The organism is Vibrio sp. 1F279, assembly GCF_041439815.1.
GTDB classification, from domain to species: domain Bacteria; phylum Pseudomonadota; class Gammaproteobacteria; order Enterobacterales; family Vibrionaceae; genus Vibrio; species Vibrio tasmaniensis_A.
Genome location: NZ_JBGOOU010000045.1, coordinates 17931 through 36122 on the forward strand (window position 1 = coordinate 17931; position 18192 = coordinate 36122).

The 18192-nt window shown below is 41.6% G+C and carries 11 protein-coding genes and 2 pseudogenes; 8 read left to right on the forward strand and 5 right to left on the reverse strand.

What is annotated here, in order from left to right; translation table 11 throughout:
* Positions 1-84 precede the first annotated feature (84 nt).
* The 4 genes from ccoG to ACED60_RS22590 all read left to right on the forward strand — a co-directional run bounded on the left by ccoG (position 85) and on the right by ACED60_RS22590 (position 4310).
* Complete coding sequence (gene ccoG / locus ACED60_RS22575; RefSeq protein ID WP_009848106.1) at positions 85-1503, forward strand: cytochrome c oxidase accessory protein CcoG; 1419 nt, start codon at positions 85-87, stop codon at positions 1501-1503.
* Between the two features lie 74 nt (positions 1504-1577).
* Positions 1578-2564 carry a serine/threonine protein kinase gene (locus tag ACED60_RS22580; RefSeq protein WP_371728545.1) on the forward strand — a complete coding sequence of 329 codons (987 nt, stop codon included), beginning with the start codon at positions 1578-1580 and terminating at the stop codon, positions 2562-2564.
* A 53-nt stretch (positions 2565-2617) separates the two neighbouring features.
* Positions 2618-3217, forward strand: coding sequence for a thiol:disulfide interchange protein DsbA/DsbL (locus ACED60_RS22585; protein ID WP_371728536.1), 600 nt, complete (start codon positions 2618-2620; stop codon positions 3215-3217).
* Positions 3218-3356: 139 nt separating this feature from the next.
* Entirely contained in the window at positions 3357-4310 is a 954-nt protein-coding gene (locus ACED60_RS22590; protein WP_371728537.1) for a DUF2860 domain-containing protein, read from the forward strand.
* Between the two features lie 141 nt (positions 4311-4451).
* Here the strand turns inward: ACED60_RS22590 and ACED60_RS22595 are convergent.
* A pseudogene (locus ACED60_RS22595) lies at positions 4452-5072 on the reverse strand (ATP-binding protein); the annotation flags it as partial.
* A gap of 484 nt (positions 5073-5556) precedes the next feature.
* Between ACED60_RS22595 and ACED60_RS22600 the strand changes: the two are divergent.
* The 4 genes and pseudogenes from ACED60_RS22600 (at position 5557) to ACED60_RS22615 (ending at position 11266) form a co-directional block, all read left to right on the forward strand.
* Entirely contained in the window at positions 5557-5778 is a 222-nt protein-coding gene (locus ACED60_RS22600; RefSeq protein ID WP_371728538.1) for a hypothetical protein, read from the forward strand.
* Positions 5779-6053: 275 nt separating this feature from the next.
* The gene (locus ACED60_RS22605; RefSeq protein ID WP_371728539.1) at positions 6054-6851 is read left to right on the forward strand and encodes a metallophosphoesterase; all 798 of its coding nucleotides are present in this window, start codon (positions 6054-6056) and stop codon (positions 6849-6851) included.
* A gap of 418 nt (positions 6852-7269) precedes the next feature.
* Positions 7270-10080: pseudogene (locus ACED60_RS22610) on the forward strand (TrlF family AAA-like ATPase).
* 109 nt (positions 10081-10189) lie between these two features.
* Positions 10190-11266: an endonuclease domain-containing protein gene (locus ACED60_RS22615; RefSeq protein ID WP_371728540.1), complete on the forward strand. Its 1077-nt coding sequence runs from the start codon at positions 10190-10192 to the stop codon at positions 11264-11266.
* A 503-nt stretch (positions 11267-11769) separates the two neighbouring features.
* Here the strand turns inward: ACED60_RS22615 and ACED60_RS22620 are convergent.
* Genes ACED60_RS22620 through ACED60_RS22635 form a run of 4 tightly spaced genes read right to left on the reverse strand, consistent with a single transcriptional unit; the run spans position 11770 to position 18099 of the window.
* Complete coding sequence (locus tag ACED60_RS22620) at positions 11770-13131, reverse strand: tyrosine-type recombinase/integrase (RefSeq protein WP_371728541.1); 1362 nt, start codon at positions 13129-13131, stop codon at positions 11770-11772.
* On the reverse strand, positions 13131-13667 hold the full coding sequence (locus ACED60_RS22625; protein WP_371728542.1) for a hypothetical protein: 537 nt from the start codon (positions 13665-13667) through the stop codon (positions 13131-13133). The genes ACED60_RS22620 and ACED60_RS22625 overlap by 1 nt, the downstream gene beginning before the upstream one ends.
* A gap of 11 nt (positions 13668-13678) precedes the next feature.
* Complete coding sequence (locus ACED60_RS22630) at positions 13679-16090, reverse strand: integrase (RefSeq protein ID WP_371728543.1); 2412 nt, start codon at positions 16088-16090, stop codon at positions 13679-13681.
* Positions 16084-18099: a hypothetical protein gene (locus ACED60_RS22635; RefSeq protein ID WP_371728544.1), complete on the reverse strand. Its 2016-nt coding sequence runs from the start codon at positions 18097-18099 to the stop codon at positions 16084-16086. Before ACED60_RS22635 ends, ACED60_RS22630 begins: the two co-directional genes overlap by 7 nt.
* Positions 18100-18192: the final 93 nt, after the last annotated feature.

Sequence of the window (18192 nt, forward strand, 5' to 3'; positions counted from 1 at the left end):
TCTACAGGTTCTCTAAACCATACTTTCAAGTAATGTCGTCATGCCCGAGTTAACCGGGCAAACAAGCCACAAAAAGGATAGTCCATGAGTCAGGATAAAATCGATATCAAAGATGTGACTCCTAAAACCTTTAACCCAAAAACACATAAAGGTAATGGAGATCGATTTAACCCAAGTAACCGAATCTATGTTCGAGAAAGCAAAGGTAAATTCCAACAACTTCGTCGTTACGGCGGTTGGTTCTTACTTTTACTTTTTGCGCTTATCCCATGGATTCCATTCGGTGAACGACAAGCGATCTTGCTCGATATCGGCAGCCAACAGTTCAACTTCTTTGGTACAACCCTATACCCACAAGATCTAACGCTACTCGCCATCCTCTTCATGATTGCGGCGTTTGGCTTGTTCTTCATAACCACCTTCTTAGGGCGAGTCTGGTGTGGTTATTTATGCCCGCAAACCGTCTGGACCTTCATGTACATCTGGTTCGAAGAGAAACTGGAAGGTGCTGCCAATAAGCGAAGAAAACAAGACTCGGGCAAACTGACGAGCAATTTAATTCTCAGAAAAACTATCAAGCACATCGCGTGGTGGGCTATTGCGATTGCGACGGGCTTAACCTTTGTCGGTTACTTCATCCCAATCAAAGAGCTGGTGGTTGGCTTCTTTACCTTTAACTCGACTTTCTGGCCAGTGTTTTGGGTATTGTTCTTTGCTGGGTGTACTTATGCGAATGCGGGATGGATGCGTTCTATTGTTTGTCTGCACATGTGTCCGTATGCGCGTTTCCAATCGGCAATGTTCGATAAAGATACCTTCATCGTGGGTTACGACACTGAACGAGGTGAAAGCCGCGGCCCTCGCTCTCGTAAAGCCGATCCAAAAGAACTTGGTCTAGGCGACTGTATTGACTGTAATTTATGCGTTCAAGTGTGCCCAACGGGTATCGATATTCGTGACGGTCTGCAATACGAGTGTATTAACTGTGGCGCGTGTATTGATGCTTGTGACAACACCATGGAACGTATGGGTTATGAGAAAGGTCTGATCAACTACACCACCGAACATAGGCTTGAGGGGCACTCAACCAAGGTGATGCGTCCTAAGCTCTTGGGCTATGGCGTAATACTAATCGTTATGTTGGGACTGTTTTTCGCACAAATCGCGAGTGTTGATCCTGCAGGCTTAAGCGTTCTGCGCGATAGAAACCAACTATTTAGAATCAATAGCCAAGGGCTTGTCGAAAATACTTACAACTTGAAAGTCATCAACAAGACTCAGCAAGAGCAAGAGTACAAACTTGATGTCAGCGGGCTACCGGATTCTATCTGGTACGGTAAACAAAAGATTACCGTAGACCCAGGTGAGGTTTTAAACCTTCCTATCAGTTTGGGCGTCGATCCAGAAAAACTGAGCTCACCAGTTTCGACAATTCAGTTTATACTCTCGGATAATGAAGAGTTTACGATGAAAGTCGAAAGCCGCTTTATCAAGAAGCTCTGATACCAGTCACCTTAGTGCTAGGTATAACAACCCAATAAATGGAAAAAGGCTCAGTAATGAGCCTTTTTTATTCTATGACGATGCAAGCCTTTAACTTTGATAACCTGACTCCCGACTTCATGTGGTACGCACTGGAGAGTATTGGAGTCCGTGCTGAATCCGGGCTTCTCGCTCTCAACAGTTACGAAAATCGAGTGTATCAATTCACCGATGAAGACCGTAAACGCTACGTCGTTAAGTTTTATCGTCCGCAGCGCTGGAACAAAGCACAGATCCAAGAAGAGCATGACTTCGCACTCGAGCTTATCGAACAAGAGATGCCAGTTGCACCTCCAATGCGAATCAATGGCGCAACCTTACATGAATATCAAGGCTACCTATTTGCCTTATTTGAAAGTGTTGGTGGCAGACAGTACGAAGTCGACAATCTAGACCAATTGGAAGGCGTTGGACGTTTTCTTGGGCGTATTCATAAAGCCAGCGCAGGAAGAACATTCCAGCATCGCCCGACCATCAGCTTAGACGAATACCTTTATCAACCACGTAAAATTCTAGAGAACTCTCAGTTTATCCCGACACACCTAGAGAACGCGTTCTTCAATGATGTCGACCTTCTGATCAAAGAGCTAGAGAGCCAGTGGCCAAGCAATATTGAAAATATCCGCCTGCATGGTGACTGCCACCCTGGCAATATCTTATGGCGTGACGGGCCAATGTTCGTCGATCTTGATGACGCACGTAACGGCCCTGCGATACAAGATTTGTGGATGCTGCTTAACGGCGAGCGTCAAGATAAGCTAATGCAACTGGATATTCTGCTAGAGAGCTATCAAGAATTTTGCGATTTTAATACCGCGCAACTGAAACTAATCGAACCACTACGCGGTCTACGTATGGTGCATTACATGGCATGGTTGGCGAAACGATGGAACGATCCTGCATTTCCTCTAGCCTTCCCATGGTTTCATGATCCAAAATATTGGGAGCAACAAGTACTTGCTTGTAAAGAGCAAATTGCTACCCTGCAAGAGCCACCACTTTCGTTAATGCCTCAGTGGTAACAGCAATCGCAACACAACTAGATAAAAATTCAAACATAATGGAGATTGGATAAATGAAAAAGCTATTCGCATTTTTCTCATTGATCATGTTGAGCCTTTCAGCTCACGCTGCGAAATTTAACGAAGGTGAACACTACAAAGTTCTCGATCTAGAAGCATCAAAAAAACCAATGGTGACAGAGTTCTTCTCTTTCTACTGCCCACACTGTAATAGCTTTGAACCAATCATCCAGCAGCTAAAACAACTGCTACCAAAAGACGCTAAGCTACAGAAGAACCATGTTTCATTCATGGGTGGCAACATGGGTCTGCCAATGAGCAAAGCTTACGCAACCATGATTGCCCTGAAAGTTGAAGATAAAATGGTGCCAGTGATGTTTAACCGCATCCACACCATGAACAAGCCACCACGCGATGAAGAAGAATTGCGTCAAATCTTCCTAGACGAAGGCGTTGATGCTAAGAAATTCGATGCGGCATACAACGGCTTTGCAGTCGACTCTATGGTTCGCCGCTTCGACAAAGCATTCAAAGACAGCGGTCTTTCTGGTGTTCCTGCGGTCGTCGTTAACAACCGCTACCTAGTCGACGCTCAAGGTATCAGCTCTCTCGATGAATACTTCGAGCTCGTTAACTTCCTACTTAAGAAGTAACGTATTGATTAAAGGAAGCTTCGGCTTCCTTTTTTGCACTAGTTCAAAAATATTCATAGATAAACAATCATCCTGAAAACGTTGTGCTTTACTGATATTAATATCCAGTCCTAAGAACTGGTAGGCAAGGAGCCTTTGAATGAAAATAAAAATAACGCTTTTGGCACTGAGCATTGCAGCCTCTCCTGCTTTTGCCAAGCTTGCAGACGAACAAGGTTTCAGTGGTGAAATATCGATTAATACAGGGGTTACCTCTTCCACCTCAAACTTTAATACCGATGCAGATAGCACCATTTCGTCCATTAACCAGAAAGCCTCATCTGAGAGCTCATTTCTTATCGCTCCTTTGGGTAGTATTGCTTACACCTTTGGCGAAAAATTAAATCACCAGGTATACACAGGTACCACTCGTGATGACGTAGCAACAGGTACTGTCGTGCTGGAGGTTGGTTATAAATACCAACTAGAGTCAGGCATGACCATCGACGCTTCACTTTTGCCGACTATCATGTCAGGTGAGACTTGGGCCGATCCGTACAACACCACTTCAGGTCGCACCAAAACGGATGAAACAGGCAATGCCTTTCGTGTGAAACTAAGTAGCATTGCGGGGTCTGCTTTCTCGTTAGACCTGGCCTACGCCACCAAAGATGTGGAAGATGATCGGGTTAGAGAAGAATTACAGCGTGATGCCAATACTTTCTACCTGAAAGGTCAGTACCGTCAACCAATCAACCGCACCATGATGTTAGTACCATCATTGATTTACCAATCAAGGGATGCCGACGGTAACGCTGAGTCTTACGAACAGTTTGGTGGTGAAGTGAGTCTATTTAGTGGCATAGGCCGCCACCAGTACGCTCTGACAGCGGGTTATAATCAACGTTCTTACGACGCCAGCAACCCAATCTATAATAAAAAACGCAGCGACGATAATATCAACCTGTTTGCCGCCTATGAGTATGAGCAATTCATGGATTGGGAAAACTGGTCGTTTATTTCTCTAGCCGGTTATGGTGTCAGCGATTCGAACATTACTTTCTACGATGAGTCGCAATACATCGTCTCAGTCGGCCTGAACTACAAGTTCTAGTTAGGCATCACTGATCGCTAATAACCATTAGTTCATAACAATTGGTTCATAACAACGAAAGCCTACGTAAAAAGCAGGCTTTCTTGTTTCTATACCAATCACAGTAAATAAATGACCCGTTGTTTACTACGATTGGTATGACTACACCGCTTGAGCCGTAAGTTGCTTCAACAATCGATCCATCGCTCGGTAACCAAGCGCTTCCGATAAATGCTTCTTTTCAATCTGTTCGTTACCGTCTAGGTCTGCAATGGTTCGCGCTACCTTAATAATGCGATGATAAGCACGAATTGATAAACCTAATCGATGCAGAGCCGTTTCCAGAAATTCTGCATCCTCACGCCTCAATGGGCAGTACTTTTCAATTTCTCGGCTACCTAACAGTGCGTTCGACTTATGGTTTCGAGATAACATCAACTGACGCGCTTGTTTAACTCGTTGCTTCACGACTTGAGTGGTTTCACCACGGTCACCTCCTTCGGCTAACATCCCTTTGGGCAATAGAGGGATCTCTAACGACATATCAAATCGATCCAATAACGGCCCTGATAGTCGATTGAGGTAACGCAGGATAATTTGCGGGTTCGCTCGAGCTTGATTGCCCTCATAATAACCTGTTGGGCTTGGGTTAAGTGCACCAACTAATTGAAAGCGAGCTGGGAAACGTGTCTTGCCTGCCACGCATGAAATAATGATCTCACCTGACTCTAGTGGCTCTCGTAGTGAATCAAGTACCTTACGCTCAAACTCTGGCATTTTCCTAATATTGAGTATTAGTAAGAAATATTGTCAATTAGAGACTTAGAATCTTGTCAGAGTTAGTGGAGTGAATCACCTCAGGTGCTCGTGTCACGATAGGTAGTTTATTTTGTGCGTGGTCGTGCAACTACTTATGCTACCCATCCAATCTTACTTTTTACCTAACCACACTTACGAATGAATATTCACTTGGTCGTCAACTATAAACGCTAGTTAAATCACAAAGGTCCTGTCGAGAGCGGAACAACTACTTACTGAAGTTGATCATAATTGCCCTTCAACACTTTACACTCACATTAAAGCCATACGCTATGTATAACGTCAGGTAGCACAAGGTAAGCTAAACAGTTTTATCCAAAAACGTACTACATCTTTCGTGTGATAGCATTCATTAGGAAAGGTGTGCCGTATTGCTTCTATCTATAATGATTAAATGGATAAATTATGTGATGATACGTATGTTTTTAACTATACGATGAGCAAAGTCATGACAAATAAATTTGAAAACTCGCTGCCTGAACTGAAAGAATTTGACTTGGAAAATGTTGCATTCAAAGTCGTTGACCCTACCCAGCTTCCACAGAAAACTTTATCTGCTTTTGATGAGTTTATGGCAGGGTCTACAGCACCACATCGTATTTACGTATATTCGCATGACTATGCGAGATTCTGTATGCTGGTTCGTGAAGGGCATATATCAATTAATTAGACTTCACCAACACCAACGTCAGAAACACTTTTTAAGATGTCATGCTTCTAATAAGAGCCCCAAGCCATGGCTATCTAAGGGGAAAAGTGCCGTAGACTTACCACTTAAAATACGTTTACTGAGTCAGCTTATTGTTAGTTTACCTCTCTCAATGAAGCCAACATGTAATTTGCAAGTCGACAAGCAAATGAACTTCTTCTTTTGATGAAAGATTTACACAGAGACAATGTGATAAGTTAACTCTATACCTTGATGTAATTTTTGAGAACGTTTTAGTGAGTGCCTTATTCCAGATAATATCTGACCTGCATGAGGAGTTCTGCGGAACTACCATTGTGGATCTAGTTAACCCTGACGCTGATGTTGTAATTGTTGCTGGTGATATAACACATGGTGTGGGGCTAGCAGAGTTAGCATTGCAAGCAGCAAAATCCAACCCAGATCTTGAGTTTATTGTCATTTCAGGGAACCATGAGTTCTATCAGAGAGGTTTTGATTATCAGGATTATCTGTCCTGTATACCTCTTTGGAATCAATTGAGCGATAACTTACACTTCCTAGAAAACACTTCTGTTGTCCTTAACAAATTCGACCTTGAGTTATTTGGTGGCGTTGGTTGGACTAATCTTAGTCGGCTGAATGACGTAAATACACTGTCTTTACAAATGAAAATCAATGACTTCAAGAGCATCTCAGTAAATAACCAAGTGTTGACCCCCTCTAAAATGAGAGAGCTCAACTTAGAGTTTAGAAATGCTTGTATTAACTCGATGTCAACCTCCACAGTACAAAACAAGATAGTTGTAACCCACTTCCCACAAAGCATTGAACTAAGACACTCTGGGTTTCCAGTCGACCTCTTGGCCTCCTACTTTTGCTCAGATGACAATAAACTAATTCGTGAATTAGCTAACTGTGGTGTAAAGGCGATGGTGAGTGGTCACACCCACGATAATTTTGATTGTATTGTAGAAGATGTTCGGCAGATTTCTAATCAGATTGGGTACGCACACGAAGGTAGCTATGACAAAAAGCTCCTCAATTCACGAAAATTGTTCAGATTATTCAATTGACCGAGTTTAATGCTAATAGCATTGAACTCGGTCGCATTTGCTTGGATTTTGTTCTCCAAAGGCGAATAATGAGCAAAAGCATCTGTTTTATCAGTTTTTTTTTCTATCTTACTCATACTTTCATCACCTCTGACTTATTTCAGGAGAGCTACGGCAATCGTGAAAGTTCAATAGTGGTTTTGATATAGGGATCATTCTATTCATTGTGAGGTGCACTTTGATAGAGTTGACTGATAGCCAGCTAGTTTTGATATACAAAAAAGTAATGTGTGGCAAAACACAAGACCTGCCCCCACCACAACCTCTTTCATAGCCAGTCCCGTTAGTAACCTCTCAATCAATATGTGACCGAAATCAAGCTAAGCATCATGTTGTATGTGATAAATTTCATAAAAATTATTAGTTTAGTGGAAATTGAATGCGTTTATACGAACACGGTTCAGAATGGAGGCGATGGGACCTTCACGTTCACACCCCAGATTCAGTATTAGAAACACAATTTAAGGGCGACTGGGATGGTTACATTTCAGCTATCGAACAGTCAGATTCTGGTGTTGCTGTAATTGGTATCACTGATTACTACTCTATATCAGGTTATGAAAAGGTTCTTGCTTACCGACAAGATGGACGACTGGGAAACATCGAAACAGTCATCCCAAATATTGAGTTTAGGATTACTCCTAATACTGGAAAACACAAAGGGATTAACATCCATCTTCTAATAAATCCGGAAGACCCTAATCACGTTGATGAAATCAAGATCGCATTGAGCCGTTTGAATATTGACTATCTTGGTCAGAACTATGCTTGCACTGAAGACCAGCTTAGATCCTATGGTAGAGCGCTAGCACCACAAACAGAAAACTGTCGAGTGGCATCATTGAAGGAAGGTATTAATAACTTCAAGCCATCTTATGACACTTTCAAGAAGTGGTATAACGGCGAGAAGTGGTTGAGGGAAAACTCAATAGTTATTGCTGCGAATGGTTCTAATGATGGCGTATCTGGTATTAGAGACGGTGGGTTTACTGGCATAAAGAAAGACATCTACCAGTTTATCGACATGGTATTTTCTGCCACACCAAGCGACATCAACTACTTCACTGGTCAAGGCACCAAGAATAGAGAAGAAATTGTAGCTGAGCTTGCTCGTCTTGTACCTTGTGTTCATGGTTCAGATGCACATGCAATCGACAAGCTGTTTGAACCAGACCAAAAGAGATACTGCTGAATTAAAGCTGACCCTACATTCAACGGTCTAAAACAGGTTGTCTTTGAGCCTGACCGTGCATTCATTGGCGAACTATCTCCTGAAACGAAAGCTGAATATCAGACAATCAAACAAGTGAGATACATTGATAATTCAAGTGCGAATAAATTTTCTAAGAAGTGGATACCGCTTAACAAAGACCTGAACACAATCATTGGTGGTAAGTCGTCCGGTAAATCAATGCTTCTATACCACATTGCAAAGACTATAAATCCTAAAGAAGTATCAACCAGAGTTGAGCTATCCAAGTCATCAACCTACAGCGACATTAGCGATTTAGACTTCGAGGTTGAATGGTCGAACAATGAAGTGTCTAAGCTGTCAGATGCCGACGACCAAGCAAAGGCTATCACCTATATACCTCAACTTTACATTAACCAACTGGCTGATAAAGATGGTCGAGAAGATTTAAACGAGTTGGTATCTAAAACTCTACTTCAAGATGATCAATACAAAGACTTCGTTAATACCCTTGAGAATAGAGTACGCACAGTCAACTCATCCATTAATGACAAGATTGATACTCGATTCTTACTGATTAGTGAATACCAAAAGTTGTTCAATGAGCTGAACGAAATTGGTAACGACAAGTCTGTTAAGAATGAGATTGCAGCACTTGAAGCTAGAGCAAAAGAAATTCGAGAAAAGTCTAAATGGACAGAAGAACAAGAGAAGCATTACGCCTACCTAGTTCATAGAAGACAGTGCGTTATCAGGGCAAAAGATAGACTCACGTATATTCAGTCGGGCTTACAAAGATTCACAGAGAGTATTGATAACCGGCAAGACCAATGGATTGATTCGATTCGAGGTCAACTACAGCAAGACTCAGGGCTAATTGCACAATCAACTGTCCTCAAAGGCTTACTAAATTCGATGCAAAAAGACTTGGTGGTAGGGTTTAGTACAACCAAGGATACGGCGAATAAAAAGCTAAAGTCGATCCCCGATAGATTGGCAGCTTTAAATGAGAAGCTTGAGGGAATAGAGCGTGAGCTGAAACCCCTTGAAGAAGACGTGAAAGACAAAGCTGCACTGGAACAACTGAACAAGCAACTCAAGGCTGAGCGAGAGAAGCTAGCAAGAGTCAATGTCAAAATAAAAGAGCTTGAGGCAATCACTAAGAAAGGTGAAGAGTGTATCAAGGAACTAAATGAGCAGTTTAGTTCACTAATCAATCTATACAAGTCTCACTGCGCCATAGTCAGCGACCATCAAATGGATGACGACATAAAGATTGAGGCAAAGGTTGTTGTCGATGCTCCCAAGTTTGATTCGTTCGTTAGTTGCTACCACAAATTAGGGGCAATTCGCACAGTCGTTAACGATGTTCAGGACGATAACGGTGATTACCATTTTGACGTGGATACTCACGCAGCCTTTGTAGAGAAGACCGCCAATACAATTAGAGGCAGTCAATCGCCTACCTTGCGTAAGAATCACAGCCTGAAAGATGCATACAAACTACTTTACGCTGACTACTTTGGGATCGACTTCCTTGTTACCTACAAGAACGACAGCATTGTACATATGTCGCCGGGCAAACGTGGCTTGGTCTTACTCAGTTTGATGCTTGAGCTTAGTAACTCAACGCACCCAATATTAATTGACCAGCCAGAAGATAACTTGGATAACAGAACGATTTACTCAGAGCTTAAAGATTTTGTTCGTAAGTGTAAGAGTAAGCGCCAGATTATCATGGTGACACACAACGCTAACTTAGTGGTGGCAGCCGATGCAGAGTGTGTTGTTGTGGCAGACCAGCGAGGGCAATCAGGTACAACAGGAGCACACCAGTTTGAATATCTTGGTGGTAGCTTAGAGCATAGCTTGAAGTCTGATAATAGCTACGACTACCAATCACTTGATGAGCTAGGTATTCGACAGCATGTATGTCATATCCTTGAGGGTGGTATTAGAGCCTTTAAGGAGCGAGAGCAGAAATACAATCTTCTTTGATTCTACAGTCACAGGTAATCATTTGAAGTAAGAATTGAACATCGGCATATTGGTTAGAATTTCATGACTTATTGCCGTGTAAATAGCGTTATATCTAATAGAGGAAGTTATGGCACAAGAAGCCGCAGATATAGAGAATAGACCAGAAGAGTTATTCAAGCTTCCTAACTATGGTTGTTTGCCATCTGGTCGTTTCCAAATAGATTTAAAAGGTGCTTTTGGTGATTTTTTGGGTAACGACCTATTTGATCTTGACGGTAATCAACCGATAGAAGGCAATATCCTGAAACTTACTGGCGGTCTAATTAATGTAAATCCATCTGATGAAGCCATTGAGTTTTATCGTGAGCGCGGTGATGATTTTCAAATGATCAATGTGGTAGTTTGTTGCTATGCATTTGAAGAAAGAGATGGTCAACTTTTTGGACTTCCATACCATGTATCGTTAAGACCTGCGCAAAAAAGAGGACTACCATCATCCGTCGGAGTTGATTGGATCGATAAGATCGACTTGGAGCGTATTTTAGATGGCACCCCACATTATATGGGGTTCAATCCGTTTTCAAATGCGTTTGGTTTGTATTGTGTTGGTGAAGGAATGCCAGTTAACGAACAAATGTGTTCAGATGTAATAGGGTTTGTTTATAACACCTATTTTCTTGCATCAAAATACGATAAATCAGACGTTTTAGATCCCGGTTTGTGCACATCACTACTCGGTGAAAGTAAGGCTTTGCTTAATGATTACCGAAAATTTAGGTTCTCTCGATACTTTAAACCATTTGATAACATCGAACCGGTAAAAATCTGGGGGTGCGACTCTCCTATAGAGCTTTTCTTGCTTCAAGCTATGCACAGTTTCGGGCTAAAGCCTACAATTCAAACCCACATCCTAACAGACGGAACTATTTTCCCAACTTTGCAAACAATGTGGGAAGGTGGTGTTAGAACTAAAGCTTTGAGCAAGACAATCACAGAGGCTGATTTTTACTTTGCTAAACAGCGTGTGGCGATTTTTGTTGATTCTGTAGCTCATCATTCTTCTGAAGAAGCCATAGCTAAAGATAAAGCAATAGATGAAAAGCTAGAAGCTATAGGAATACGCAGTATTAGAATTTCGGGCCCCGATATCATGAACTCGCCAATAGCTTGTGCTCAGCATGTTTTCGATATCATCGAAAATTAGGTGTAACAAACGTCTAAGGTCTCAACATACTTTTCCTAATCTGACAGAAACGCTATAGAGCAACAGTTCTAACGCGTTTCTGTCCACATGTATGATATCTCCGTCATGATACAGATGAAGAGGCCAGTGTTGAGCCATACTGATAGGTGGTATAAACAACAGCAAAAGGCAGGGTTTAGTTGTTTTGGGAAAACAACCCCCTTGTTTTCCCAAAATGCACAATAGACAGAGGAATTCGTTAAGGTTGAGTGCACAAGTCTAATTTGAAAAAATAATTCAGAGTAGCCCTGAAGATGTCTCTCTATTGAGAGGCTAAGAATCGTTGTACTTGCCGTTTGGTATGATGGCTTCACACCTGATATCAGCATTATTAGAAGCCGGTATCAGGCACGAATGGCTGGATACCTAGTAGAACGATTGATTCGTTTTTCCTGTGTCAGCAATAGATCTCACAAATCAGAAGGCTGGTACAGGTTAGTCAATGCCAGTGAGCACAATTATTGTTATGAAGAAACTATGCTTTTATCAATATCAGACTGAAAAGCTTCCAGTAATCCCTCAAACTCCCTAAGAGCTGCGGTAGTAGTCAGTTCTTTCTTTGTGACCTGCTCCTTTAATAACTCAACCTGACGTTTTGCTAAGTCAACACTCGACTTTAGAGACACTGCATTATAAACCTCTGTATATCCGTGGATATCTGCAAAAGCGAGATCAATGTACGTATTCAAAGAACTAAGCATCGTATGACCTGTCCATTGCTGAAGCTGCATTTTAAATGTTTGTGTGTGGAGTAAATGCTTTCGGAAATCATCTTTATCATTCACTTCTTTAGTGACAAGAATCAGCTCCTTGAGCTTGTCTGTAATGAATGCATGTCTCCAAAGGTGTGGGTGCAACTCCCCCTCAATGCCAAGCTCTTTCTTCCATAAATTCATGTACGTTGTCCATGAATCCGAAGATAAAGGCTGGCCTGTTTTTAAGCCGATAAAAAGGTAGTCATGTTGGACTTTTTTCTTCCTCATGACTTTCTTACGTACCTTTATGTAATCCGCAATCACTGATAATAAAATGTGTGGTACAGGGATCTTTCGGGTGGTGTTACCATCTTTACGCTTTAAGGTGGTAAGAGTGAAAATACCTGTCCGTCTTGCTTCCTCATAATCAGTCATTTTAATCAAATGAAGCTCCGAGACTCGGCCACCTAGTTGCTCCATAGCTGTATAAAGCGCCATATCCCGTCTGCGCTTATCTTTGTTTTTCTGAGTCTTTATGTGTTCCCATACATGTAAGGCATCAGCTTCTGACACAGGGTGGCGTTTCCTGACCTCATCTTTTGTTGGCACAGCAGAATGAGTAACTTTGACACCATATATAAACCCTTTGTAACCTTCTTGCTTACGCTTATAAGGCTCTTCACGTATCTGAATTGAGTTTGCTTTACCTTTACCAATAAAATAACTCAAGTCATGAAAGTCTTGGACAAACTGCAAAAACTCTAAGCAGGTGAGGGCAATTTTTCTAACTGTATTATTTTGTCGAACCAACTCACCGAGGGGGGTTCTCTCTGCTTGCAATGACTGAACAAAAAGGGTGAAGGTTTCATCAGTAAGTTGGCCGAACCGACTCAATATTGGTTGTTTCTCAATAAAGTGAACCAAGTGAGTAACATCGTAAGCATACCCTCGAATTGTGTCACTTTTTAAGCTCCTCACTATCAAGCTATGAATGAAGGCATTAACCTCATAGCAAGGAGTATGGTCACTGTAAGTTACAAAAGGTATATCCAAAGGCTTGCGAAAAACAAGCTTGCTATCAAACCCAAGATGGCTCCATTGCTCGAAGTCTTTTAGACTATAAACCGCCATCAGACCTCTCCACTCTGGGTATAGGTATAACTCATCTGAGCTTCGACTTTCCGGTTGTGCTCTCGGTAAATCTCTTGTCGTTCCTCTATTGTTCCCTCATGTAACGCTACTTGCTTCAACTTAGAGCGCAACTCAGAAACCATAACGGTCAATAAAGAATTGCTTCGCTGCGCTGCATTCCGTTCCGATTCAAGCTCTGCGACTTTAAGCCTTAAACCTGCGACGGTTTGTTTGTTTCCTTTGGTAGTTTTCTCAGTGTGATGCGTAGCCTCAATCACCAGTTTTGCATTAAGGCGAAGCTCATCTAAGGATAAGAAACCTCTCTCTAGAAGTGCTTCTGAGATGCTTTTGACCGTGTTTAATGAGCATGATGTGATATTACGCTCTTGATTTTGATATTTGGCGATGCCCGATTGTGATTTAAGGGCCTTCATAAGCTCTTCATCATCTTTAAAGTCAGCAGGAGATGTGATTATTTCTCTCAACAATTTTTCTGTCTCAAGTACCTTGATTTGGTTTTTCTCTAGAACTTTCATTAGCCTGATCCTTAGTCAAGGTCTTTGATTTTTAAAATAAGATTAAAGGTTTGTGTGGCATTGCCATCACTATCATCTATTGTAAAAAACTCTGGCTCCAGTGTGATTAGCCCCTCTTCCAGAAGGTGAAAAACCTCTGTTTCAATGTCCTGCTCTTTTTGAATTTGACTAATATGAGGGACGGTTAGGTAAGACTCATCATCGTAATCTTGTGCCGCTTCGCTCACTGACTCTATAGTAATCGGCGTTGAGCTATCACCTGTCAGTCGCTCTGCAATAATTTTCCGAACCTCTTCTATTCCATCTAGCTTGGTGAGCTCAGAGGTGGCATCAACTACACCACGAACAATCACACTCGCTTTAGCCCCATTAAGGACAGCCCCAGTCTCCGATTCAGAAATATAGTGGTATAGATGCTCCATGTCTGAGTGTCCGAGCATCCAACGCAGAGCATCCATACCATCAAACCCTTTAGACCAGAAAAATGCCATCGCAAAGAAGCGTCTCAATTGGTGTTGACGAACATAATTACGGCGGAACTCACCATTATCGAACTCTACCAAGTCCGTTTCTAAGTAATCACACACAGCATCAAAGTGTGCATTATAGGTAGTGTGTACTACCTTACTTAACAGGCAAAGGTTTGAATTTATATTGTTAAACAGAGATAGCTTTCCTCTAGATAGATTTAACTCGCTCGCTTTGATGTTAAACTGCTCCAATTGCCAAATGAACTTCGCGATAGAGGAAGGGATTGGTCTTTCTATAGTGGCGTTAACACCCTTTGAGCCTGTTTTCTTTACTTTAAACCTAAGGCTGTACTCTATTTTTGCCCCTTCTTCTGAAAAGGGAGTGATATTCGGAGAAAGATTACTGTGTGGTTTCAATGTGATTAGCTCATCTTGTCGACGAGCCATTACTGCTCCTAGCAAGACCTGTATAGCTCCTTGAAGTACAGAAAATAAATCAAATAAGCTTTCATTGGCTCGAATATGTTCATGCCGCTTTTCAGTGCTTCCAGAAAAGCTTTGAATCTGCTTTATTCCTTTTTTCAGATACCCACTACTTACGCAATTGATTGCTTCTGTTTGAAGCCAGTAACCTCGTTCAGTGCTATTCATGCCTCGATGTGATTCTTCACTCCAAGAGCGGCTATTTTGTTGGGGAAGGAGTATATTGGAGCGTGATGCGGCAGATTTACTTCTTGCTTCAGATAAAAGAGTGAGCGTTTGATCCAGTAAATTCACAGCACCCTTATCTGTAGGGAGATGCTCTCTGGCAAACTCATAGCAGTGACGAATTAAATTGAACACAAATTTAGGCGGTAAAGTGCGAGTACGTCCCGATTTTTTTAAGCTAACTAACTCACTAATGCAGCCTGTATTGACACGTTCAGAGATAGTTGAGGGAGTAGCAGCATCCTCACGCTCAAGGTTGGTGTGAATAAATCGAATAGCTTCAATGTATCGCGTTATTGTTCGTTCATTTATTCCTGATGAAGTGTCTTTGTTATCAACTGGGCGATATTCTGAGTTACGTTTTGCCGCTTTAAGGTAGAGCTCAGGATAACTGGGTAAGCTTATGTCGTGATAAAGCATCTTTCCATCAAACAACAGTTCACCCAGCACAGTGGTACTACCTGTGTATCTAACGGCTTCTCCCGCATGATAATAGCCTTGCTCGAAAAGCCAAGCGCAAGCCTTCTCCCTCTCCGTTAGAGATAAGAGCCTTTCATCTTGCGCAACGTCCCGTGCAATATAGGGGTACTTATCTTTAAACTTTTGCACATCTGCATCCGAAACCCCCTTAGAAGCACTATCTAGTAATACTTGGGTGCGCTTATCGACCTCGAACATGCCTTGGAAATTTCCGTGTTCGGCGTATTTAGTCAAGATGTTCAACCAAAAGTCATCATTAACTTTCAGAAGGTGGTATTCAGCCAGCTTTAACTCCCTCGAGTGCAGCAAGATGGCATTGATAAGAGTAATAACTTTGTTAACTTTATAGTAAGCAGTTATTGGACTAATAATCTTTCCACCGTTCTCTAGTGGGTTGTCTACCGCTGTGATCCAGTATTTAAAACTATTTAATAATTTTTGATGCTTTATGTCCGTTAACTTCTTTCCATCATCTAAATACACGGTGTCCCAATGTAGCGTTTTTGGGGTTTTTCCAAATTTTAGAACCCATTTAGTTTCAGGAAAACTGGACTCTAGCCACTCAGGTTGCCTGTCATCGAAGCCGTAAATGCCCGTATGGATATTGGTGATGATATCCAATGCTCGATAGTCATCATGTACTACTGAATAATTTATAATCTCTTCAAGAATATCTACACTAAGACCATCCAACCTCGTGTGGTCTCGCACGATACTCTCAATAAGATTAGTAATAGAGGGATTATCGTCGGCAACACTTAACATAACAACGCTCCTTTAATTGAATCAGTATTCAGTTTGTTACTGGTTGCAATATCGAGCATTTCTATCAAATCCTCATCTACACTGTGCTTGCCAGAGCTCAGGGTATCTAAGACAAATACCGCTGATTGATACCAGTGGGAAACTGCATCTAAAAAAGAGTCCTCATGTTCACTACTCTCAACAACAAGGCGTATCGCCATTAGTAGCTGCAATAGAGGTGTGGAGATCGTATATGTCAACTGATCAAATACTAACGATTTTGAGGCTTCATTATCACTTGTGGCCTCTTGTCCAAAACCATGTTCGAAATGCTCAGGAATATTACTAATGCCGTGATTACATAAAAACTCTTCGATATCTTGAGCCCCCATATTAACGGCATCAAATCGGTACATAGAATCTTTCATGGCTTCAAGTAAAATAGCGCTCTGAAACTGACGTATCCAACGTGAATTAAAGAAATCCATTAGTGGTTTAGGAAGGTAAGAAGTCAATAACGTTACATCTTTATCTTCATGACCTAGCATCTCCGCAACCGCATCCATTGAACGTGTTTCCAAGTAAATTTGAAGACCTCTGTGTCGTCTAATCGATCTTAATGAATGAATCTCAGAAATAGCTTTAGCGTCCGTTAGGGAGATATCACTGTTCTTATCAAAGAGCGATTCATTTTGGAGAGTCTGATAAAAATCAGTTGCCCAGTGAAGAGTTGTGTTGAGGTTGCTTGGACAAATTACATTAGAAGCGGTTGCGGTCAAAATCATCTTCCGCCAATTTACATTCCCTGTATCTTTTAGGTATTGACGACTCGTGTGAGTATGCCGTATTAAGAACTCAACGATAGATTTAGAAATATCATTGAGCACAACGTCCTGTTGCGCATTGGCTGAGCCTTTACGCGATTTGTAACTTACCGCAATGTGCTCAGTACCCACTTGCTTGTAGCCAACCTGATTACCATTTGCGTCAAATAGCTCCCACTTTTCTAACCAAGAGGGGGTTATCAAAGGGTGTTCCATAACAAGCAGGGTCAAAAGAGCATTCAGTGTTGAGCTAGTGGGTAAATTCAACTCAGTGCATAGCTGTCTAGCATTACTCTGAAAACCCAAAAATGATGGATAGCTATGACCTTTCGCAGCTATACCGTGTGCATAAAAGGTCGCGACGGTGTTGTCTAACTTATCTTCACCGACAAAATGGTTATATTGAACTTTACCTTTAGTGTCGTTAAGTGGCTTAACTAAGCCACTTTTTACAAAGACTTTATTTCTATCTTCTCGCTCTAAAAGTTCCTTAAACTTCAAGAAACATATATGCCTGATATACGCCATATCTCGATCAATACGTTGTTGAATAATTGAAACTGCCTCTTCATCTTTAATTTTGATTGGGATGTTAGAGAACCATCTGCGATTTTCTGATTGAGTTGCATTACCACCTACAGAGAAAGTGGGAGCAGCATCTTTCGGCTCTTTCCAATCTGGAACGATGAATGGCTTGTGAGGTTCAGCGAAAACACCTTGGTTGATAAAGCACCTTGTATAATGGTGAATTGCCGATCGCCACTTAGCATGAAACTTCTTGGGGCAGTGCTGGGCTGCTTGGGAGCGCACGAATAGCACTTTAAAAATCTTGTGGAAAAAGTGCTGCACTTGATTGCTGCTCAAGAGGACTTCTATTGTTGCTCCGTTACGTTCGTTATAAACAATAGACATGCCGATAAACAATTTTTTTAGCACTTGTAATATATGAATCAAGCTTGTTGATTTTTGTGTATAAGCATAGTTTTTTAAAGCAAGGTAGACTTTGTTTGTAAACACTTCACCAAAATTCACATAAAGCGTATCAAGATGAGCCTCGACGCTTTTGCCTTCTTTTGATGTCACCTTCCAGCCATTTAAGTAGTCAACTTTTGCTTTATCTTTCTTAAGGCTGCCATACTGCGATACACAATTCGATGCTTCATCTGTAATTTTACTTTTTGATAGGTTTATCTCATCCAGTCTCAATTGCTTATCTTGTGCAATGTAGCGAAAAAGGGTTGTTAGTTTGTAAGCGCGTCATGAACCCCGCATTCTAATTAACCGGCACGAAGAATAAGA